Source organism: Mesorhizobium subarcticum (genome assembly GCF_055456085.1).
In genome coordinates this window covers 683,897-704,073 of sequence record NZ_JBVBEG010000002.1, presented here as the reverse complement: position 1 = coordinate 704,073, position 20,177 = coordinate 683,897, and the positions used below count along the sequence as shown (strand labels likewise).

Here is a 20,177-nt window from a genome sequence, read left to right as displayed (position 1 = left end):
TCGGAACGAAATAGGCTCTACCCGCCTCAACGTCAGTTGCGACCCCGACCAACCAGCCTGTCGAAAATGTAGCTCAGCAAATACCAGGTGGCGAGAAATGCCAAGCATTCTAAGGCGAAGCTACCAAGCTTGTAGAACATCTCAGCGATAACGAACGCGATCGTAAAGGGCACCAGCTCGCGCTTCGCCACGCCGCTTATTCCGATCGCCTGGGTTAGTGAAAACATGTTCGTCCCTCCATTTTTCTGTCGATCACAATTGGGATCCATCACCCGTACGCCCGGCTCCCGCTGGCTCTGGCGCGGACGTCAGCAGCTCGCGGTCGGAAGGAACCCGCACGCCGGACGCCATCTCGACAAAAGAGCCTGGCGGCACCGCTCCGCGACACGTCGATGAAGCCAGCGGCGGGCAACCATCATCGGTCTGACGGCAAGCGCAATCGCGATGTATAGCATTTCGGTCGTACAATCGCCCCCATCCGGAGCTACGCCGAAAATCTGCTCGATGAAATCCAAGCCTGTCTCCTTTTGTGCGATGCTCACTGAGCCAAATTGAACCTCGCGCCACAACTAGGCCTTGCAGGTTCCGAGCAGATCGACGCCGGCGCTCTTGAGCGCGACATTTAGCCCATTGACCTCGTCCTTCACGACCTCGTCCAGCTTTTTGATCTCGCTGTCGACCTTCGACATGATCTCATCGGAAACCTGACGGGCCTGCAGGGTCGGCGCCGCGTCGCCGATTTCGACCACGTTGACGAGGTCGATCAGCTTATCATGCAAGCCAGCAGCATTACGGTCGTCGCGGTCGCGCGGTGTCTCCCGCTTGATGTCGACCAGCGTTCCCTCGATCGCCTCGAGCCGCCCGAACAGTGCCTGCGTGCGCTCGCCAAGCGATTTGTCACTGCCGCCCAGCCGCTTCCGCAGATCCGCGAGTTGACGCTTTAGGAGCCGGATGCGATTGACCGCCTGATTGAGCGATGACAGCTTGCCGAACAGCTCTTGTAAGAGCGCGAACTGCTCTGCGAAGTCCTTGTCGGTCGTGGCTATGCGGGGATCTTTGACGACGGTGAGGCCGGCCGTCTGGCTCTTTCCGTCCGCCTGCAGCTCAACCTTGTAGCTGCCGGGCACCACCGCAGGGCCGCTCGGATCCTCGTCCTCCATCGCGAGAGGCTCGTACTTCCGGGTTATCAGCGATTTGTCGAGCTTGGACGGTCCCGGATGGTTCATATCCCAGACGAACCGGTTGAGGCCGGCCCTCGTGCCCGGCTTCCTATCGAAGGACGCGTCCTTGTCGGCGCTCGAGAAGGCGACGATGATCTTTCCCGTGGCGTCCTGGAAAGTGAGCTTCACCGGGCCCTCCGCATCCTCGGGCAGCCAATAATAAACGATCGCTCCGTTCGGCGGATTCTCACCGCAGTCGAGATAGTGGCGATCGCTCCGTCCACCCCCCAGCTCCACGCCCTCTGTGCCGGCGCCGATGCCGAAAGCCGGGCTGTAGCTCATGCCGGCCTTGGAGCCTTTCCGGGCTCCGTAACGGAGCTTGGTCCGGACCGTGGGGCGCGGGCTCATCAGCCTCGCGTCCTTCTGGTCTGCGGTCAACTCGCGCAAAGGCGTAATGTCGTCGAGGATCCAGAAGGACCGGCCATGGGTGCCGGCGACCAGATCGCTTCCCTTGATCTTGAGATCGTACACCGGCACCACAGGCAAGCCGCCGGCCATGCGCGACCAGTGCGCGCCGTCGTCGAGACTGAAGAAGACTGCCGTCTCGGTGCCGACGAAGAGCAGGCCCGGCCGCACCGGGTCGGCACGCACAACACGGGTGATTTCGCCGTTCGGGAAGTTGCCATTGATTGACTGCCAACTCTTGCCGCCATCCTTGGTGCGGAAGAGATAGGGTTGATAGTCGGCGAGCTTGTAGCGCGTGGCCGCTACATAAACGGTATCGGGGACATGCGACGAGATTTCGACGCAGCCGACATAGGCGAGCTCCGGCATGGCTTCGGGCGTGACGTCCCTCCACTCGGCCCCGTCGTTCCGCGTCACATGGACGAGGCCGTCATCGGTAGACGCCCAGATCTCCCCCTTGCGGTGCCTGGATTCCACGACCGAGGCGCACGTCGCATGCACCTCGGCGCCCGAGTTGTCGCGGGTCAAGACGCCGCCCGAGTAATCCTGCCGAGCCGGATCGTTAAGGCTGAGATCGGGCGAGATCGCGGTCCAGCTCGATCCTTCGTCGCGGCTGCGGAAGGCGTGGTTGCCTCCGACATAGAGAGTCTTCGAATCATGCGGCGAGAAGGCAATCGGGAAAGTCCAGGCGAAGCGGTAACGCATGTTCTTCGGCGCCATACCGCTCGTTTTTTCTGGCCAGACACTGACGAGGCGGATCTGCCGAGTACGGTGGTCATAGCGTTGCAGAGCTCCACAGTCGCCTGGGCTCGAGCCCGTCGCGCCGCAATAGACGATGTCGGGATCCTCGGGATCGACGGCGATGAAGCCGCTCTCGCCGGTCCCCGGATAGGTGCAGTCGCCCAGGGTGATGACGCCCGTTTCCGAGGCGCTCGGGACTGAGATCGCGGTGTTGTCCTGCTGGGTGGCGTAGACCCGATAGGGATGCCGGTCGTCAACGTCGAGGCGATAGAACTGCGCCGTCATCTGATTGTAGATCGACGACCAGGTTCTGCCGCCATTGAAGGTGACGCAGGCGCCGCCGTCGTTGCCTTCGATCATCCGCTTGGGATTGGCCGGGTCGATCCAGAGATCGTGGTTGTCGCTGTAAGGCGTCGTCAAATCGGTGAAGCTCGCCCCGCCATCGGTCGACTTCCACATCTGCAAGTTGTTCACGTAGACCGTATCGGCATGTCCGGTGTCGGCGAAGACGTGGGTGTAGTACCAGGGGCGATGGATCAGATCGCGGTTTTGCGAGACATGGACCCAGCGGTCTCCGTAATCGTCAGTGCGGTAGAGCCCGATCTTGTCGCCCTCCGCCTCGATGAGCGCGTAGACGCGCCCGCGCTGCGCCTGCGAGACGGAGACGCCAAGCTTGCCGAGCACCCCGCCCGGTAGGCCATTGCCACCGGACAGCTCCTCCCAGGTGTCGCCGCCGTCAAGCGACCGGAAGAGTCCGCTCCCCGGCCCACCGCTGTTCAGGTTCCAGAAACTACGCCGCGTCTGCCAAGTCGTGGCAAAGACGATGCGCGGATTGCTGGGATCCATCGAAATATCGACGGCGCCGGCGTCGGGATTGCGGTAGAGGACCTTCTGCCAAGTCTTGCCGCCGTCCTTGGAGCGGAACACGCCCCTTTCCTCATTTGACCCGAACGCGTCGCCCAGCGCCGCGACAAAGACGATGTCCGAATCGAACGGATGTATGCAGATCTTGCCGATGTGGCGGGTCTCTTTCAGCCCCAGATGAACCCAACTGCGGCCGGCATCCGTCGACCTATAGACGCCATCGCCGTAAGAGACGTCGACGCGGATCGTTGTCTCGCCCGTACCGGCATAGATGACATTCGAGTCGGAGGGCGCAACCGCGAGCGCGCCGACGCTGGCGCTCGTGAAAAAACCGTCCGATACGCAGCGCCAATAAAGACCGCCGTCGATCGTCTTCCACACCCCGCCCGCGCAGGCGCCGAAATAGAACACCATCGGGTCGGTGGGGTCGCCCGCGACCGCCACAACGCGGCCGCCTCTGGCCGGTCCGATGCAGCGCCATTTGAGGGCTTCGAGGCTCTTCGGGTCACTGACACGGATCTGCGTCGACATCGCACTACCTGCTCGCAAATGATGTTATTAGTGCCTGAGGCTCTGAAAACGTCGCGAGAGCGCCAGACCCGATATGAACGCCGCTGTCAATTCACCTTGGGTCACCGATATTGATGGTCCGCCACTTGCCAAATTCAGCTTGCATATCCCAAGTTCTAATGACCGGCTGCCATCCATTCTTCGATGGCGCCACTGGTTTCTTCAAAGATACTTATGTGCAATTCGGGCAGCCATCGCGTGGCCGACTGACAGATGCTCGGCAATCATGGCGCGAGCGACTGCAGCTGGCATCCCGATTGTAACTGCGCTAGAAAGTGTACGTGACGTTCTTGTTAGTGCGGTTCCGCTGCAGGCAATCTCGTCGCCGCCTTGGTGAGGCTGCCCGCCCCCACCACACCGAAACATTTTCTGCCGCATGAATTCCACAACTGAATGCCTCTTGGTGGAGTCAGTTCGATGGCTGCCGCCCATAAGCTGTGCCGCCGAAATGAACTCGTGTACCTCGACTGGAATTATCCCGCCTTCAATTGCTTATTTTCCGCAATTTCGTAGAGAAAAGTATCGGACTCCTGCGTTCCCTTTGCGCCTTTAGAGAGAACCTGCGTTTGTATGATTGCCCAGGGCGGGATCGTGCAGAGATGGAACCGCGTGATGGGACGATTCCGCAGACGAACGGCCTGTCCACGCAAACGAGTTGTTTGGACCCTTCCAGGATTCGCCGTGCTGAAGATGGGCGGCGCACACACACCGGCCCGCCGGAGTTCCAGGCGTCATGGAGATCGCGGGCGCGGTGTGGAAACAGTATCGGATGGGCTTTCGTCATCGCTCGCGGGCTCTTTCGTTCGGCGACCCGGAGAAAGCCTGATTGGACTGATCGGCGGCAAAAGGTCATCGCTGTCATGCAACCCCCCGGCGACCGCTCGCCACCGCCATTCTGTTCGAGCGGCGAAAGCGAGACGGTCCGCCAAGTGCGAAAATGCAGCGGCCAAGGTCGAATGGTTGGTCCGAAGCACTTCCGCTAACGTGCGGGGCGGCAGTAGCTCTCCACCGGAGATACGGAAGCCCGATGTGCAATTCGGATATACAGTCACTCACTATCCTTCTAACCCCTTCATCATGGACGCGCTGCAAGCGTTCCCATCCAAGGCCCTGAAAACGTCGCCCTGCCGGTGGGGAGGACACCGGCAGGGCGCGCAGCGCTCACGTCTTGGTCGCCTGGCGACCGGACAGCGGCGGCAGCCTGTGGCCTTGCGCAGCGAACCCCTTTTCCATTGAGTTCCAATCAAACATTTCATCGTCGGACGCCGCCATTGATCTGCCAACTGGCCATGACCGCCTGCGATGCGGCCCGAAATGATCGTCGCAAGGTCGATCAAGAACTGGCTGAGATGCCGACCGGGGGCAGGATAAGTCCCCCCGTCGCCCTGACGTCCCTGCATTCGTTCACACTCATCCCATACGTTCTGAGGCATAGGAGCCTGGCGAAGCGGGGAAGACCACCGCCTTGTTCCCGTTGAGGAAGACACGGCGGTGGATATGGGCATGGATCGCTCGTGCAAGAACCTGGCTTTCGACGTCGCGCCCGAGCGATATATAGTCGGACGGGCTCTGGGCGTGGGTGACGCGCACCGTATCCTGTTCGATGATCGGCCCCTCGTCGAGATCGGCTGTAACATAATGCGAGGTCGCGCCGATCAGCTTCACCCCGCGTTCAAAAGCCTGCTTGTAGGGGTTCGCTCCTTTGAAGGAGGGCAGGAAAGAGTGATGAATGTTAATGATGCGGCCGGACATCTTCTCCGACATCTCATCCGACAGCACCTGCATGTAGCGGGCGAGCACGACCAACTCTGCGCCGGTCTCCTCGACGATGCGCATCTGCTGCGCTTCGGCTTCGCGCTTATTCTCCTTCGTCACTTTGATGAAGTGGAACGGGATGTCGTGGTTCACGACTGGCTTCTGACAGTCCAAGTGGTTCGAGATCACCGCCACTATGTCGACTGGCAGCGCTCCGATGCGCCAGCGGTACAGCAGGTCGTTCAGACAATGGCCGAAACGCGAGACCATGATGATCACCTTCATCCTGCGGCTCTCGTCATGGAGGGCGAAGTCCATTCCGAACGCATCGCCGGTGTCGGCAAACCCGTTGCGCAGTGTGTCAAGCCCAATGCCCTCTTCTGAACTGAAGCTGACGCGCATGAAGAAGTTGCCGGTCTGCGTATCGTCAAATTGCGAACTGTCGGTGATGTTGCAGCCGTTTTCGGCGAGGTAACCTGCGATGGCGGCGACGATCCCGCGCTTCGACTTGCAGGTGACGGTTAGGCAGTGTTTTTCCATATCGATATTCTCGGGTGTGCAGAACAGATTCATTCGACAGGTCAGGTAGGATGCCGGACGTGGACAGGGCTCATAAGATCAGCCCCTCGGGCGCTGGCAGCCCGTGCGCACGGCAGCAGGCGGTCACTGTGTTGGCAAGCAGACAGGCGATGGTCATGGGACCGACACCTCCCGGCACTGGCGTTATGGCGCCAGCTATCTCCGCCGCGCTGCTAAAATCCACGTCGCCCACCAGTTGTTGCTTGCCGTCCCGCGCGATCCGATTGATGCCCACGTCGATCACTGTTGCGCCTGCCTTGATCCATTCGCCGGTGATCATTTCTGGGCGGCCGACGGCAGCCACAAGGATATCGGCCCGGCGGCAGATTGATGCCAGATCGCGTGTCCGCGAATGCGCGATGGTTACGGTGCAGTTGTCGCCGAGCAGAAGTTGCGCCATCGGTTTTCCGACTATATTCGAGCGCCCCACGACCACCGCTTCGCGTCCGGACAGATCGCCCAGATGGCCGCGCAGCATCATCAAACACCCCAACGGCGTACACGGGACCATAGCATTTTGTCCCGTGCCGAGATGCCCGACATTCGAAATGTGAAAACCATCGACATCCTTTGCCGGGTCGATCGCATTGATCACCAGATCGGCGTTCAGATGTTTGGGTAGAGGTAGTTGGACGAGAATACCGTGAATATCAGGATCGGAATTCAGCCGCTCGATAAGCGTAAGCAGATCGGCCTGAGACGTTTCAGTGGGGAGCTTGTGCTCAACACTTTTCATGCCAGCTTCGATAGTCTGCCGTCCTTTGTTACGCACATAAACTTCCGACGCAGGATCATCTCCTACCTGAACGACAGCGAGGCCCGGCCTAATGCCGTGCTCCTGCTTGAGCCACGCCACATGCCCAGCCACTCTCGAACGTAGTTGCGCCGCGAACACCTTGCCGTCGATGATCTGAGCGATCATGCTACCTTCTCCTCGAGCCGCTTCGCCGCCGTTTCCAGCGCGTGCCAGAGCGATCCGGCGGACGAGCGCGCGCCCAGCACGGCTACATGAGCGTCGCTGCGGCGGATGACGAAACAGCTCATATGCTCAAGGCCGGTACGAGTCACGCGGCCCGGGCCAAAGTCCGCGAGATCGATGTTGACAAGCTTCGACAGCAGTGCCTCGATAGGCCCTGTGCCGGCCCGCGATACAATCTCGAAAGCGATCCAGCCATCGGTCTGCTCGGTCACCGAGCAGCCGGGGGCGCGTTGCTTGAGCTCGGCGGCAAAATCCAGCTCGGCGCGGCCTTCGTACCCGATCATCCACTGATCCGGTCCGGTCCACAGCGCGGCAACCCCCTGCCCTGCAATCCAGCGGCCTGGTCCGGGAAGAGTGAGCCCAAAGGGCCCAGGCTCGACGGTTCCGCGGCGCAGCGCCAGAGAGGCAAGCGCCAGACCGGCGTTCTCGCGGACCTCCAACGCCCCGAATGATGCGAGGCGTGGTAGTGCGGCACCGAGCGCCGTGACGGGTCTCAGGTCACTCACGAAGACGTGCTCCTTCAGGATCGACAAAATGCGCCGGCACCACGCGCAGGCGCTCGCTTTCGCCTTCGAGCGGGTTCGCGGCCACAATCACCTCGCCCAGCCGTTCATCGCCCTCCTCGAGGAAACCGAGCCCGATCATCGAGCCGACATGCGGACTGTAGCAGGCCGACGTGATCCAGCCCTGATCGGTATCGAATTTCCGCGGTGCGCCTTCCGCAAAAAGATGCGAGCCGCTGACCACCTTCCCGGCCGGATCGACGGGCCGCAGCCCCACCAAGCGTCGCCTGTCGCCCGCAAGGCCCTCGCGCCGCGACATCACGGCGCCGACGGAATCCTTCTTCTGCGACACCATACTGCCAAGTCCGACCATGGGGGCCGTCGTCTGTCCGTTCAACTCGGGGCCGGCGGCGTGTCCCTTCTCGATCCGCAGCACGCCCAGAGCCTCGGTGCCATAGGGCGTCGCTCGAAGATCGGCTCCCAGTTCCATCAGCCGCTCCACCAATGCGTGGCCGTATCGGGCGGGAACCGCAACTTCATAGGCGAGTTCGCCCGAGAAGGAGATGCGGAAGAGCCGCGCGCGCAGGCCGTCGCAGACGGTGAGCTCCGCGCAGGCCATGAAGGGGAAGGCCTCGTTCGACAGGTCGAACCCGTCAACGATGCGGGCGAGCAGAGCACGCGACTTCGGCCCGGCGACGGCGATCTGCGCCCAGGCATCGGTCGTGGAGATGATCTGGACCTCGAGTTCCGGCCAAAGGCACTGCCGCGCGAATTCCATGTTGCGGTAGACCAGACCGGCGTTGGCGGTCGTCGTGGTGACCACACAATGATCCTCGGCCAGACGCGCGCAGGTGCCGTCGTCATAGGCAAATCCGTCTTCGCGCAGCATAAGCCCGTAGCGGACTCGGCCGACTTTCAGCGTGGCCATCATGTTGCAGTAGAGCCGGTTGAGAAACTCGCCCGCGTCGGCGCCCTGCACATCAATCTTGCCGAGCGTGGTTACGTCACACAGGCCCACCGCGCTGCGCACGGCCCTGGCCTCGCGGTCGACGCTCTGGCGCCAGTGCGTTTCGCCCGGACGCGGATAGTATTGCGCACGCATCCACTGGCCGACCTCGACGAACACCGCGCCTTGCGCTTCTGCCCAATGATGAGTCGGCGTCAGGCGGCGCGGTCGGAAATGCCGCCCTATATCGCCGCCGCCCAGGACCGAGAGCGTCACTGGAGTGTAAGGTGGGCGGAAAATCGTTGTTCCAGTTTCCGGGATCGACTTCCCGGTTAGCTCCGCCATCACGGCAAGCCCCGTCACGTTTGCGGTTTTGCCCTGGTCCGTCGCCATGCCCAGAGTCGTGTAGCGTTTCAGATGCTCTACCGGCCGCATGTTCTCGGCATGGGCGAGCTTGATATCCTTCACTGTCACGTCATTCTGGAAATCGACCCAGGCGCGCTTCTTGCCCGGTACATGGAAGACGGGCGCAACCGTGTAGTCTGCCTCCTCGGCGCGCGGCAAATCGGGCAACGGTGCCGCGATTCCAAGTTCGTCCATCGCATGCTGTGCGGCTCGCGCGCCTGAACGCAAGACGTCGGCGGTCGAAAAGTTGCCCGCCGACGCGCCTGCCGGAATTAATCCTAAAGGCCCATCCTCCCCAGGCAGGAATGCCTGCAGCGGTTCATTCCAAACAGGCCGACCGCGATGATGCGAAAAGAGATGCACATTCGGGTTCCAGCCGCCAGAGACCCCAAGCGCGCCGCACTCGATCCATTCGGACGTGCCGTTTGCCTGAACCTCGATCGACTTCAGCCCAAGCCGGCCGCGTGAGCCAGTCACCATGCCCCCCGCGATCAGTCGGTAGTCACCGCGCGCCTTCGCCTCGGGGCGCACGTCGATGACGGCGGCGATCTGGACATCCTTGGCGGCGAGATCACGCGCGGTGCGATGACCGTCATCGTTATTAGTGAAGACGGCGACCGTCTCGGACGGACATGCCGCCCAGCGATTGGCGTAAGCCCGCATTGCGCCGGCCAGCATGATTCCCGGACGGTCATTGTCGGCAAAGGCGATGGGGCGCTCTGTCGCGCCCGCCGCCAGTACCGCGCGTTTCGCCGTGATACGCCAGAGTGTCTGGCGCACACGCCCACTCGCCTCTGGGAGATGATCGGAAACGCTTTCCACCGCGCCATAGATGCCGTGATCATAGACCCCGAAAACCGTGGTGCGACGCATCACGCGAATGTTCGGCAGGCTCTCGAATTCAGCCTCCAACGCTGAGATCCAGTCGGTGGCTTGCCCTCCGTCCAGCGTTTCCGTCTCGGACAGAAGCCGTCCGCCCAGGCGGAAATCCTCGTCGGCCAAAATCACACTTGCGCCCCCGCGCGCCGCCGTCAGCGCTGCAGCAAGCCCGGCCGCCCCCCCGCCGATGACCAAAAGGTCGCAATGGAGGAAGCCCTTGTCGTATCTATCCGGGTCGGCCTGCATGGAGAGTCGCCCTAGGCCAGCGGCTTTGCGGATCGCCGGCTCGTAGAGTTTTTCCCAAAAGCCTTTCGGCCACATGAACGTCTTGTAGTAGAACCCGGCCGTAAAAAACGGCGACAGCAGATCATTCACCGCCAATGCGTCAAACCCAAGTAAGGGCCAGCGGTTCTGGCTTCGCGCCTCCATCCCCTCGAACAGCTCCACCACCGTGGCGCGCGTGTTCGGCTCCTGCCGTGCCCCCGTTCGCAGTTCGACCAGAGCGTTCGGTTCCTCCGAACCGGCCGAGAGCACTCCGCGCGGGCGGTGATACTTGAAGCTGCGGCCCACAAGACGCACGCCATTGGCCAGAAGCGCCGAGGCAAGCGTGTCGCCGGGATGGCCTTGGTAGCGCTTGCCGTCGAAACTGAAGTTCAAGGTCCGCGAGCGGTCGATCAGCCCTCCGGCTAGCCGTGTCATTTGCCGCACCTATTTTGCGCAAGCGCGACATTGCGGGCCAGTTCCGCACCGAGGACTTCATGGGTGACCGTGTCGCGCGTCACAACCAGCCATGACCGGTCGCCCTGCTCGTGGAACCACAGTTCGCGGTGCACCCCCGCCGGGTTGTCGCGCAGGAAGACGTAATCGCAAAAAGCGGCCTCGGCATCGGGCGCGGAGGGGTCTGGACGGTCGATGAGCCGCGCGTCGCCCAGATAGGTGAATTCCTGCGCATCGCGCGGGCCAAGAAGTGGATGTGGGATCAGCATTGGACCGCCTCAGTGGAGATTGGGCTGGGCACCGGCGCCGCGCTCGTCGACCACATGGCCGCGTGCGAAACGGTCGATACGGTAGGCGCGCGCGGTCTCGTGCGGTGCGCCGGTGGCAAGAAGATGGGCGAAGGCGTAACCGCTGGCAGGCGTCGCCTTGAAGCCGCCATAGCACCAGCCGCCGTTGAAATAGAGGCCATCAATATGCGTGCGGTCGATGATCGGCGAACCGTCCATCGACATGTCCACCACGCCCCCCCACATGCGCAGGAGCCGCGCCCGCCCAATCATGGGCATCAGCGCCATGCCGCCTTCCGCGACGTCCTCCACCACCGGCAGGTTGCCGCGTTGGGCATAGGAATTGTAGCCGTCGATATCGCCGCCGAAGACAAGCCCACCCTTGTCGGACTGGCTTATGTAAAAATGGCCTGCCCCGAACGTGATCACACCGGGAATGGTGGGTTTGAGCCCCTCCGTCACGAAGGCCTGCAAAACATGGCTTTCGATCGGAAGCCGCATTCCAGCCATTGCCATGACGCGGCACGAGGACCCCGCCACCGCCACCCCAACCCTGTCGGCGGCGATATAGCCGCGCGATGTCTCCACGCCACGCACCTTGCCGCGATCGACCCGGACACCGGTCACCTCGCAATTCTGAATGAGGTCCACGCCGTGGCTGTCGGCCCCGCGTGCATAGCCCCAGGCCACGCCGTCGTGCCGCGCGGTGCCGGCACGCGGCTGCATCAGGCCACCTTTGATCGGGAAGCGCGCGTTCTCGTAGTTCAGGAACGGAACCATGGCGCGCAGTTCCTCTCGACCTAGCAGCCGGGCGCCCGCCCCCGCCAGCATCATGGCGTTGCCGCGGCGGCGAAAGGCATCACGCTGCGCATCCGTATGAAAGAGGTTGATGATGCCGCGCTGGGAAACCATCGCGTTGAAGTTGAGCTCCTGCTCCAATCCTTCCCAGAGCTTCATCGAGAACTCATAGAAGGGCTCGTTGCCTGCAAGCAGGTAGTTCGAACGGATGATCGTCGTGTTTCGCCCGACATTCCCGGATCCGAGCCAACCCTTCTCCAGCACGGCGATACGGGATCGCCCGAAGGTCTTGGCCAGGTAATAGGCCGTCGCCAGGCCGTGGCCGCCTCCGCCGACAATCAAATAGTCGTAGGAAGGCTTTGGAGCGGGATTGCGCCAGAGCGGCCGCCACCCGGTGTGCCCCTTGAGCGCTTCAGCAAAAACGCGGAAGCCCGAAAACTTCATGTCAAGAACTCCTTGGATTGCCCGAGAGTATGTCACAGCAAGGGCAGTGAGGTGTTTTCAAAATTGACTCATGTGTGCTTTTGCCGGACATGTGCGGACGATGTGGACGATAGGATTTCCCACGGGATGATTGACGGGAATCACGGCAGCGTGCAGCGATACGGTTTCCTGCTGATCGAAGGCTATGCCCTGATGTCCGCAGCCTCCGCGGTCGAGCCGCTGCGCGCCGCCAACCTGCTTAGCGGGCGGACTCTTTACGATCTGAATTTCATTTCGGCCCAGGGCGGGTGGATGCGCAGTTCCGTCTCGGGCGCGTTCGAGACAGAACCCGTTTCAGAAGCAGGCACTGATTTCGATATTCTCTTCGTCGTCGCCGGCGGCAACCCGCTCACCTATCGGGACGACAGGATCCTGGCTTGGCTGCGCCGTCTCGTCCGGTCGGGAGTGCCTTTGGGCGGGATCTCAGGCGGGGCGGCAATCCTGGCCGCGGCGGGTGTGATGTCGTCACGCCGGTTTACGATCCACTGGCAACATATCGATGCAATGCGCGAGATCTATCCTGAGGCGCTGATCGAACGCCGCCTCTTCGTCATCGATCGCGACCGCTTTACCTGCGCCGGCGGCATGGCCCCCCTGGACATGGCCCACGCCCTGATCGCTTCAGATCACGGTGTGGAATTGGCCCGCGCGGTCAGCGATTGGTTCATCCATACCGGTATCCGGCAGGCCGAGGCCCCGCAGCAATTGGACCCGGTGCGCAGGTATGATCTGCACCATCCCGCTCTGGTCGCCATGGTGGAATTGATGACGAGCCATATCGCGGACCCCCTAAAGCTGGAGGATCTGGCTCATCTGAGCGGTATCGGGGCGCGGCAATTAGAGCGGCTGACAAAGAACCAGCTTGGACAGAGCGTGATGCAGTTCTATCGGTCTCTGCGGTTGGAGAAGGCCGACGAGATTCTGCAGCAGTCGAACCTTCCGCTCGTCGAGGTGGCGCTTGCCGCGGGCTTTTCCAACCGTAGTCATTTCTCACGCGCCTTTCAGGCCCATTTTGACATGGGCCCCGCCACTCGACGCAAACGGCGCGGTCGCGAAGAGGCTCCGGATCAGTCTGAGCGAAGGATCCTGGCGGAGAAACCCAGCCGGACCCGTTGAGCGTTCCAAGCAGCCTCTTAGCCTTGGGCACACACCGGTCCCAGTGATCTCAACTTATGGAGGAAGGGTTCGGGAAGCGGCGTGCTGCGACCATTTTTGCGATCGACCAGCACGTGAGTGACTTCAGCTGTAGCCATTGGCTTACCTTCGATCCATAAACCTTGGCCCACAAGAAACGATGATCTGCCAGTCCGGAGTAACAATGATCCCACAACGATCTTGTTCGGATACTTTATCTCTGCGCGCAAGTCCATGGCGATCCGCGCAATTGGCAGTATGTAGTCGTCGGAAGCCAGCATCCTGTCGAATATTGCCCTGCCAGCGGCAAAATAGGACGAGTATACACCCACGTTCACATGACCGAGAGCGTCGGTATCGCAGAACCGGACATGCTCGTCAGCAAAATGCTGGAAAAGCTCAATATCTAGCAGTCGTGGGTCGTTCATGTTGTCACCAACGACATCAGTTGGATACGCAAGCTGCGCCCGTCATATCGAGGAGCATCCATTGGCTGTGTCCCCACTCACCAACCCGCATTCGAACGGCAGTCACTGTACCTGGGAGGTTGTCCCGCTGAATATATCTCTAGTGATTACCTGCCCCTCCACTGGGGCTTACGCTTTTCCATGAAGGCCCGTGGTCCTTCGAGACTATCTTCTGAGTTAGCTATAGCTTTGTACTTGTTCAATTCACCTGGCGGGTTTCTAACCGCTGCAAACCCGTCCTTTGCAGAGAGGTGCGATGTATAGCGCATAACTTCTTTGAGGCCTTCAATGGCGAGCGGGGCAGATTCGCAGATCTTCTCGGCATGGCGGATCGCCGCAGCCAGAGCCTCTCCCCGAGGAACAACCTCGTTCACTAGGCCCCATCGAGCAGCCTCAGGCGCCGAGATTGGCTCACCCGTCATCATGAGGTGCATTGCAATGTTGTATGGTATACGTCTGTGAAGATTCTGTATGCCCCCCGCCATAGGCAGGAGCCCGATCCGAGTTTCGGGGAGAAGGAAGCGCGCATGCTCGGCTGCAACGATCATATCGCACGCCAGCGTGATCTCGAAGCCGCCTCCCGCTGCGGAGCCATTGACAGCGGCGATTACTGGCTTTGTCAGACCCCAGAACTCCGCAATGCCTCCAAACCCTCCTGGGCCGTTACCGACCTGCGAGTCATAATAGAGGTCAGTGCTCAGGCTTTCCTCGGACTCATTCAAGTCCCAACCGCCGCTGAAGATGCGGTCCCCAGCGCCTGTTAAGATCGCAACTCGTAGAGTATCGTCTTCCTGAAACGCTGCAAACGCAGCATAAATTTCTCGGCTCGTACGGCGAGAAATGGCATTCGCCGGCGGGTTGTCAATTGTGACAACAAGTATCTCTCCGTGGCGCTGAGTGCTAACTAGTGCGGTCATAGCGGCAGCTTTCTGATTAGTGCTTCGTATCTTGATGCCTGGTGGCGGCTCTAACCGGTAGCGCGTCTACCGCAATCACTTCGGCGTCGGTAATAATCACAGGATTTACATCGAACTCAGCAAGCTCTTCTTTCAGAGCATCAGCCATGATCGAGAACTTCGAGAACGCTCGGGCCAGTGCATGGACGTGATACGGTTTCTCGCCACGACGGCCGTCAAATATTGGTCGAATCCTGAGCCGATCGATTAGCTCCAATGCGCGCTCCTCGTCAAAGGGCGCCAGCGCAATCTGCCGGTCGGCAAACAACTCGATCCATTTCCCGCCTGGAGAGATGGTTACCAGCGCCCCAAACTGAGGATCAACAACCATGCCAAAGCTCATCTCAACGCCGGAGGGGCTCATCCTCTGAACCATCACCCTTGGTCCTAAACGCTGCGTCAAATCCTTGTAGGCTTCAGTCACCGCAGCAACGCTGTCCAGGTTCAGCAAAACTCCACCGACGTCGGATTTATGATGGATCCCCGGCATCGCAGTCTTCACCACAACCGGAAAACCCGTCGTGTCGACTGCGGTCAGCACTTCCTGCAGATTCTCGCACTCGTAGTTTGCCACCACCGGAATATCAAAAGCCTGCAATACCGACAGGCCTATCTTCTCACCATCGGAACCCGGCTGCGCGAGCAGGGCTTTAGCTTTTTCAAGAGCTGATTGTGGCACTGAGAGGCGGACCTCCCTCGCGGCATTTTCTATTCGCGCTCTAAAGGTGTCGACGGCCTTCACCGCCGTCATCGCGCAATCGACCCCGTTGATAAGAGGAACGTTGCAGTCCAACAATCGCGTCGCTACCTCAGAGTTCGCAACCCCCGAAAAGCTACTCATCATAAACATCGGTTTTCCAGTCAACCGCTGCGTCTCAGCCACGATCTCGGCATAGACCGGCCCAAACTGAAAGGCGTCCCCCGCCTCGGTTGCAATAGCGCCAAATGCGCTGTTGGGATCTCGCATCATCAACTCTATACAACGTGTAAAATGTGCTTTGGCATCGGTACGGCCGCCCCATGCATCCAGTGGGTTCTCCGCGATCATACCGTCGTCCAACTGCTCCTGCAGTTGGGCCAGCGTGGACTTACTGAGCTCGGCGAACGTGGCGCCCTTGTCTTCTGCGATATCAACCATGAGTTCGCGCAGCCCGCCGGAATCCATCGCCACACAGAATCCACCTGACTTGGCATCCTTGACGTGCGCGAGTAGCTGGGCAGTCGCCGCCAACTCATCAAGGGTATTGACCGAGATCACATTGTAACGGTCGAAGAGCGCTTCATACGTCGACGCGTCGCCCACGACGGCTCCACTGTGACTTATGGCCATAGCTGCGCTCTTTGCCGTCCGGCCAACCTTGAGCGCGATGATCGGTATGCGCTTGCCAGCGGCTTTTCGTAGCGCTTCCACGAAGCGTGCAGGGTCACGGACCGTCTCGATAAACAATGCAACTGCTTTGGTCGAGGGCAACTCTAGCGCATAATCTAAGTAGTCGGCCAATGTGGTATTGATTTCTTGGCCGGACGAGACGGTTAAATTGTACCTAAGACGCGTTAGATCTGTAGCAAGCGCTTGAATGACAGACCCGGAATGGGCGATCAATGAAACGTTTCCAGGCGCAGCGCTGGTAACCGGACAGGAGCTAAACGCTGCATGCGTGCTGTTGATAAAATTCTGAAAGCCCATTCCGTTACCGCCGCAGATCGGCATTCTCGCTTCGGCGGCGATACGGGCCAGGCGATCGCGTTGTTCCTGATTGCCGCAGTCCGCGAATATGACTGCCGCTCGTACGCCTAGCGCTACACATTCCGAGAGCACTTGCTCCAACAATCTCTGATTAACCGCAATCACCGCCAGGTCTGGCGCCTCTGGCAGTTCAGATACCGCGCTGAAGCAGTCAACATTTCCTATCTTTTTATACTTGCTGTTTACGGCGTAGAGTCGCCCGCGGTACCCACGCTCAACCATATGGTCGATTGCGCTTCTACCTAAGCTACCTTCGGTCGCTGAAGCCCCAATAATCACGACTGAGCGGGGTTCAAGCAATAGCTTCAGCCGGTGGTTGGAGGGCACTTCAGAATTCTCCTTCGGGGGCAACGTCTCGTAGGCGATCATAGCCATTCTGACCCACATGAACATTGACATTTCATGCCACATTTTCGATAGTGCCCGCCAACAGGGGTCGGTATCGACACCGAGGAGTGGAACATGACGACCGCAGTTTTGAAGCTCCCCACTATCCCAATGCGGGTCTGCAAACCGGTCTTGGCCCATATGCGCGATCACGGCGTTGCGATCCCAGCACGTGATGCGCGTACCGGGTTTGACCTTTCGAAATTTCAAGTTGACGGTAAGCGTGTTTTCCTCTGCGAGTGTATCGCTCTTATGGAGTTTGCCGCGCGCGAGATTTCCGAGCCGGCGTTTGGCCTTAACCTCGGCCGCAGCTATAGTATTTATGACCTTGAGATCATCGGCTACATGATGCTGAACTCAAAGGATGTGGGAGACGCTCTACGGACGTTTGTGCGGTATTTCAAACTTCGTGCCGACGGTTGTCGATTCGACCTCATTAGAACGACAGACGGGACTGCGGAGTTGACTTATACAGTGATCGCCCCCGGCGTCGCCGAATGCAGACAGGATGTTGAACTGGCGCTCGCCTGGGGCATGCAGATAATACGCACGCTATCAAGCCGTACCTGGCGCCCGATTCGCGTGCAGTTTAAGCATACTCCCTTGGCCGCTATCGAGGATTACAGGGAGGTTTTTCAATCGCCAGTTCATTTCGAACAGGGTTCCAGTTCGATTGTTTTCGACAGCAGGGTGTTGGAACATCCTGTCGCCAACGCAGACCCGCAGTTGTTGGGCATTCTGCGGGACCAGGCTGAAAGTCTTATATCACGAGATGCCTACTCTGCTGATCTGGGTTCGCTGGTAGGCGCGCAGATTGACCAAGCTGTGCTGCTGGGTAGGGCTCCCCGAATCGACTGGATTGCTAAGCAGCTGGGCATGACCACACGAACGCTTCAACGTCGCCTGGACGAACAGGGACTAATGCTGCGTGATTTAGTCGACGCCAAGCGGAAAGCCGTCTCGACCGATCTACTGGAGAAATCTGATTACGGTCTTGCCGACATCGCCATGATCTTGGGCTACTCGGAGGTCAGCGCATTTGTTCGAGCTTTCACACGCTGGACGGGTATGCCCCCAAAGGCATACCGAGTGCATTGGCGAGAACAGGCGGTCGCCAATGCCTGAGGTCGCACAGGTCGGCTCTCGTCGGCGTGATTAGTCTCTTAGCGACCGCCTTTGATGCGATGGCCTAGCTAGCTAGGAGGCCATTGCAAACCCACATCACGAGCCCGCTTAACGGTCCCTGTTTGGACGCATTGTGAGAAATGTCAGGATATCCTCACGAGCAATCATGCCGACGTTCGTACCGCCTCTCGAAACGAGAAGCGTTCCAGTTCCAGAGATACCCCTCCATATGACCTCCGCCACTGGCGTTTGGGCGTCGATAGAACCGCCGTCACAGGCGACATTTAAGGAATCGACGGTCTCCGAGGTTGATTGCATGATGTCACCGGCAACCAACTTATCCAAGAGGGTGACATGGCTTACGAATTCTCGAACGTAAGGCGTCGCAGGTCTCAGGAGAATATCCTGCGGCGTGCCTATCTGTTCGACCTTTCCTTTGTTCATGATCGCGATGCGATCACCTAGCCGCACAGCCTCCTCGATGTCGTGAGTGATAAACACTGTCGTTTTTGTCGCATTTTCCGAGATTTCAATGAACTGATCCTGTAGCTGCCTTCTGATTATTGGGTCCAACGCGCTAAATGGCTCGTCCATCAGCAGAATGTCTGGATCGGTTACTAGTGCGCGAGCTAGACCCACCCGCTGCTGCATTCCCCCCGACAGCTCGTCAGGATAAAATGACCCCCACTGTGGCAGTTGGACCCGTTCTAGCGCTTCTTGGGCAAGCTGACGTCGCTCCGCCTTTTTAACCCCCCGAATTTCTAGGCCCAGCGCCACGTTCTCCGTCACAGTTCGATTCGGTAGTAGTGCAACATGCTGGAACACCATGCCTATCTTCTGCGAACGCAGCTGCAGCAAACGTGCGTGGCTTAGGTCTCGAACAAACTCTCCGTCTACAATGACCTCTCCGGCGGTCGGTTTAATCAGCCCATTAACATGGCGCAGCAGAGTGGATTTCCCGCTTCCGGAGAGGCCAATTATACAAAATATCTCACCCTCATTTATGTCGAATGACACGTCTTCAACGCCGATTACATATGAGGGTACGGGAGCGTCAGAAAGAAGACGTGATCGTCTAATCTCCTCCAGCGCATCGCCTTCATGCGCCGCGTAGACCTTCCAAACATTCTTGAACTCAATCTTCTTGACTGACAAATTCGAGATCCTGATCCAAGTGTGGAGGAGAACGCGCCTTGTTAATTAACTTCTATGGCTTGGCCGCTTTGAGGGCCTCGCTTACCCAGCCGTCGAACGTGCCTTGGTTTGCCTTAATCCACTCTTGAGTGTGGCGCTCAATGTCTTTTGGAGAGCTCTCGCCTTTTTGAATGATGTTTTCTTCAGCTTCCGAGTCCGCCAGCGGGATCGTGGCAACTTCGAAGAATTTCCTGGCTGCGGGATTCGCGTCCAAAAACTTATTATTCGCAACGACACGGATCGAACTAAGCGCAAATCCGGTGTTCGTGCCGTCTGCAGCTTCCGTGTTTGCGTTCGGATCATCGGGGCTTGCCGAGAAGGGCACGTTTAGCCAAACAACGTCTGTGCCAGGCTTCAGAACGCTGCTTAGCCACATTGGCGACCACGTGTAGTAGAGGATCGACTGGTCCTTCTTATACCTCTCAAGCATATCAGCCACCAGAGCCACATACTCACCCTGATCATGATGAATTGAGTCTCTTAGGTTGTAAGCCGTCAGATGGTTTTCAATGATCCGCTCACATCCCCAACCTGGGTTGCACCCCACTAGATTGGCCTTACCATCACCGTCACTATCAAAAAGTGCTGCTAGCTTCGGATCTGAGAGCTGCCCGATGTTCGATATACCATACTTGTCCGCGGTCCGTTTATCTATAAGATATCCCTGTTTCATGTCCGGTGTAAGCGTTCCTACTCGCGACATTACCTTCTCGCCCCCGGCATTCTCGAAGAATGCGTTATGAAGCGGTTGCCAGTGGACCGGCGTGTAGTCGGAGTCACCGTTTGCGACGGCGAGGTGAACTGTGGGATAGTTCGCTTCCTGTTGCTCTTTAACCGTATAGCCGAGTGCTTCCAGACCCCGCTGAAGAACCAGGTACCGAAAATACGAACTGCCGTTGTCTCCGTCGCTTATCGGTTGGACGACTATCCCTTTTCCTGGGAGATCTTGAGCCGACACGCTCGGTGCGAGCGTTAGGGTGAACAACGCAACGACGATTCCCAGATTTTTTACGATTGACTTGACCATTTCAACCTC

Annotated in this window: 15 protein-coding genes; 2 read left to right on the top strand and 13 right to left on the bottom strand. The window is 59.3% G+C overall.

Features of this window, described 5'->3' with window-relative positions:
* Positions 1-32: 32 nt before the first annotated feature.
* The 8 genes from ACZYHG_RS35300 to ACZYHG_RS35265 all read right to left on the bottom strand — a co-directional run bounded on the left by ACZYHG_RS35300 (position 33) and on the right by ACZYHG_RS35265 (position 12,092).
* Positions 33-227: a hypothetical protein gene (locus tag ACZYHG_RS35300; protein ID WP_464615011.1), complete on the bottom strand. Its 195-nt coding sequence runs from the start codon at positions 225-227 to the stop codon at positions 33-35.
* Positions 228-569: 342 nt separating this feature from the next.
* A complete protein-coding gene (locus ACZYHG_RS35295; protein ID WP_464615010.1) occupies positions 570-3,761 on the bottom strand; it encodes a WD40/YVTN/BNR-like repeat-containing protein in 3,192 nt (1,063 codons plus the stop codon).
* A gap of 1,449 nt (positions 3,762-5,210) precedes the next feature.
* Entirely contained in the window at positions 5,211-6,095 is an 885-nt protein-coding gene (gene purU / locus ACZYHG_RS35290) for a formyltetrahydrofolate deformylase (protein WP_464615366.1), read from the bottom strand.
* A gap of 70 nt (positions 6,096-6,165) precedes the next feature.
* Positions 6,166-7,056 carry a bifunctional methylenetetrahydrofolate dehydrogenase/methenyltetrahydrofolate cyclohydrolase FolD gene (folD, locus tag ACZYHG_RS35285; RefSeq protein WP_464615009.1) on the bottom strand — a complete coding sequence of 297 codons (891 nt, stop codon included), beginning with the start codon at positions 7,054-7,056 and terminating at the stop codon, positions 6,166-6,168.
* A complete protein-coding gene (locus ACZYHG_RS35280) occupies positions 7,053-7,619 on the bottom strand; it encodes a sarcosine oxidase subunit gamma (protein WP_464615008.1) in 567 nt (188 codons plus the stop codon). Before ACZYHG_RS35280 ends, folD begins: the two co-directional genes overlap by 4 nt.
* Positions 7,612-10,545, bottom strand: a complete 2,934-nt coding sequence (locus tag ACZYHG_RS35275; RefSeq protein ID WP_464615007.1) for a sarcosine oxidase subunit alpha family protein — start codon at positions 10,543-10,545, stop codon at positions 7,612-7,614. Before ACZYHG_RS35275 ends, ACZYHG_RS35280 begins: the two co-directional genes overlap by 8 nt.
* Complete coding sequence (locus ACZYHG_RS35270; RefSeq protein ID WP_128374263.1) at positions 10,542-10,832, bottom strand: sarcosine oxidase subunit delta; 291 nt, start codon at positions 10,830-10,832, stop codon at positions 10,542-10,544. Before ACZYHG_RS35270 ends, ACZYHG_RS35275 begins: the two co-directional genes overlap by 4 nt.
* A gap of 9 nt (positions 10,833-10,841) precedes the next feature.
* Positions 10,842-12,092 carry a sarcosine oxidase subunit beta family protein gene (locus ACZYHG_RS35265; RefSeq protein ID WP_464615006.1) on the bottom strand — a complete coding sequence of 417 codons (1,251 nt, stop codon included), beginning with the start codon at positions 12,090-12,092 and terminating at the stop codon, positions 10,842-10,844.
* Positions 12,093-12,218: 126 nt separating this feature from the next.
* Here ACZYHG_RS35265 and ACZYHG_RS35260 point away from each other — a divergent pair, with 126 nt between their 5' ends.
* The gene (locus tag ACZYHG_RS35260) at positions 12,219-13,247 is read left to right on the top strand and encodes a GlxA family transcriptional regulator (protein WP_464615005.1); all 1,029 of its coding nucleotides are present in this window, start codon (positions 12,219-12,221) and stop codon (positions 13,245-13,247) included.
* Positions 13,248-13,264: 17 nt separating this feature from the next.
* Here ACZYHG_RS35260 and ACZYHG_RS35255 read toward each other — a convergent pair whose 3' ends face one another.
* The 3 genes from ACZYHG_RS35255 to ACZYHG_RS35245 all read right to left on the bottom strand — a co-directional run bounded on the left by ACZYHG_RS35255 (position 13,265) and on the right by ACZYHG_RS35245 (position 16,810).
* Positions 13,265-13,693, bottom strand: a complete 429-nt coding sequence (locus ACZYHG_RS35255) for an acyl-CoA thioesterase (protein ID WP_464615004.1) — start codon at positions 13,691-13,693, stop codon at positions 13,265-13,267.
* Positions 13,694-13,839: 146 nt separating this feature from the next.
* The gene (locus ACZYHG_RS35250; protein ID WP_464615003.1) at positions 13,840-14,649 is read right to left on the bottom strand and encodes an enoyl-CoA hydratase-related protein; all 810 of its coding nucleotides are present in this window, start codon (positions 14,647-14,649) and stop codon (positions 13,840-13,842) included.
* 16 nt (positions 14,650-14,665) lie between these two features.
* Positions 14,666-16,810 (bottom strand): acetate--CoA ligase family protein, encoded by a 2,145-nt coding sequence (locus tag ACZYHG_RS35245; RefSeq protein WP_464615002.1) that lies wholly within the window; start codon positions 16,808-16,810, stop codon positions 14,666-14,668.
* An 87-nt stretch (positions 16,811-16,897) separates the two neighbouring features.
* Here ACZYHG_RS35245 and ACZYHG_RS35240 point away from each other — a divergent pair, with 87 nt between their 5' ends.
* Positions 16,898-17,947, top strand: a complete 1,050-nt coding sequence (locus ACZYHG_RS35240; protein WP_464615001.1) for an AraC family transcriptional regulator — start codon at positions 16,898-16,900, stop codon at positions 17,945-17,947.
* Between the two features lie 108 nt (positions 17,948-18,055).
* Here ACZYHG_RS35240 and ACZYHG_RS35235 read toward each other — a convergent pair whose 3' ends face one another.
* Complete coding sequence (locus ACZYHG_RS35235) at positions 18,056-19,102, bottom strand: betaine/proline/choline family ABC transporter ATP-binding protein (RefSeq protein WP_464615000.1); 1,047 nt, start codon at positions 19,100-19,102, stop codon at positions 18,056-18,058.
* A gap of 52 nt (positions 19,103-19,154) precedes the next feature.
* Positions 19,155-20,168: a glycine betaine/L-proline ABC transporter substrate-binding protein ProX gene (gene proX, locus ACZYHG_RS35230; protein ID WP_464614999.1), complete on the bottom strand. Its 1,014-nt coding sequence runs from the start codon at positions 20,166-20,168 to the stop codon at positions 19,155-19,157.
* Positions 20,169-20,177: the final 9 nt, after the last annotated feature.

What these genes read in the sequence shown, in the direction of transcription:
- ACZYHG_RS35300 (WP_464615011.1), bottom strand. Translation starts at nt 227, where the DNA reads ATGTTTTCACTAACCCAGGCGATCGGAATAAGCGGCGTGGCGAAGCGC.
- ACZYHG_RS35295 (WP_464615010.1), bottom strand. Translation starts at nt 3,761, where the DNA reads ATGTCGACGCAGATCCGTGTCAGTGACCCGAAGAGCCTCGAAGCCCTC.
- purU (WP_464615366.1), bottom strand. Translation starts at nt 6,095, where the DNA reads ATGGAAAAACACTGCCTAACCGTCACCTGCAAGTCGAAGCGCGGGATC.
- folD (WP_464615009.1), bottom strand. Translation starts at nt 7,056, where the DNA reads ATGATCGCTCAGATCATCGACGGCAAGGTGTTCGCGGCGCAACTACGT.
- ACZYHG_RS35275 (WP_464615007.1), bottom strand. Translation starts at nt 10,545, where the DNA reads ATGACACGGCTAGCCGGAGGGCTGATCGACCGCTCGCGGACCTTGAAC.
- ACZYHG_RS35270 (WP_128374263.1), bottom strand. Translation starts at nt 10,832, where the DNA reads ATGCTGATCCCACATCCACTTCTTGGCCCGCGCGATGCGCAGGAATTC.
- ACZYHG_RS35265 (WP_464615006.1), bottom strand. Translation starts at nt 12,092, where the DNA reads ATGAAGTTTTCGGGCTTCCGCGTTTTTGCTGAAGCGCTCAAGGGGCAC.
- ACZYHG_RS35260 (WP_464615005.1), top strand. Translation starts at nt 12,219, where the DNA reads ATGATTGACGGGAATCACGGCAGCGTGCAGCGATACGGTTTCCTGCTG.
- ACZYHG_RS35255 (WP_464615004.1), bottom strand. Translation starts at nt 13,693, where the DNA reads ATGAACGACCCACGACTGCTAGATATTGAGCTTTTCCAGCATTTTGCT.
- ACZYHG_RS35250 (WP_464615003.1), bottom strand. Translation starts at nt 14,649, where the DNA reads ATGACCGCACTAGTTAGCACTCAGCGCCACGGAGAGATACTTGTTGTC.
- ACZYHG_RS35245 (WP_464615002.1), bottom strand. Translation starts at nt 16,810, where the DNA reads ATGGCTATGATCGCCTACGAGACGTTGCCCCCGAAGGAGAATTCTGAA.
- ACZYHG_RS35240 (WP_464615001.1), top strand. Translation starts at nt 16,898, where the DNA reads ATGACGACCGCAGTTTTGAAGCTCCCCACTATCCCAATGCGGGTCTGC.
- proX (WP_464614999.1), bottom strand. Translation starts at nt 20,168, where the DNA reads ATGGTCAAGTCAATCGTAAAAAATCTGGGAATCGTCGTTGCGTTGTTC.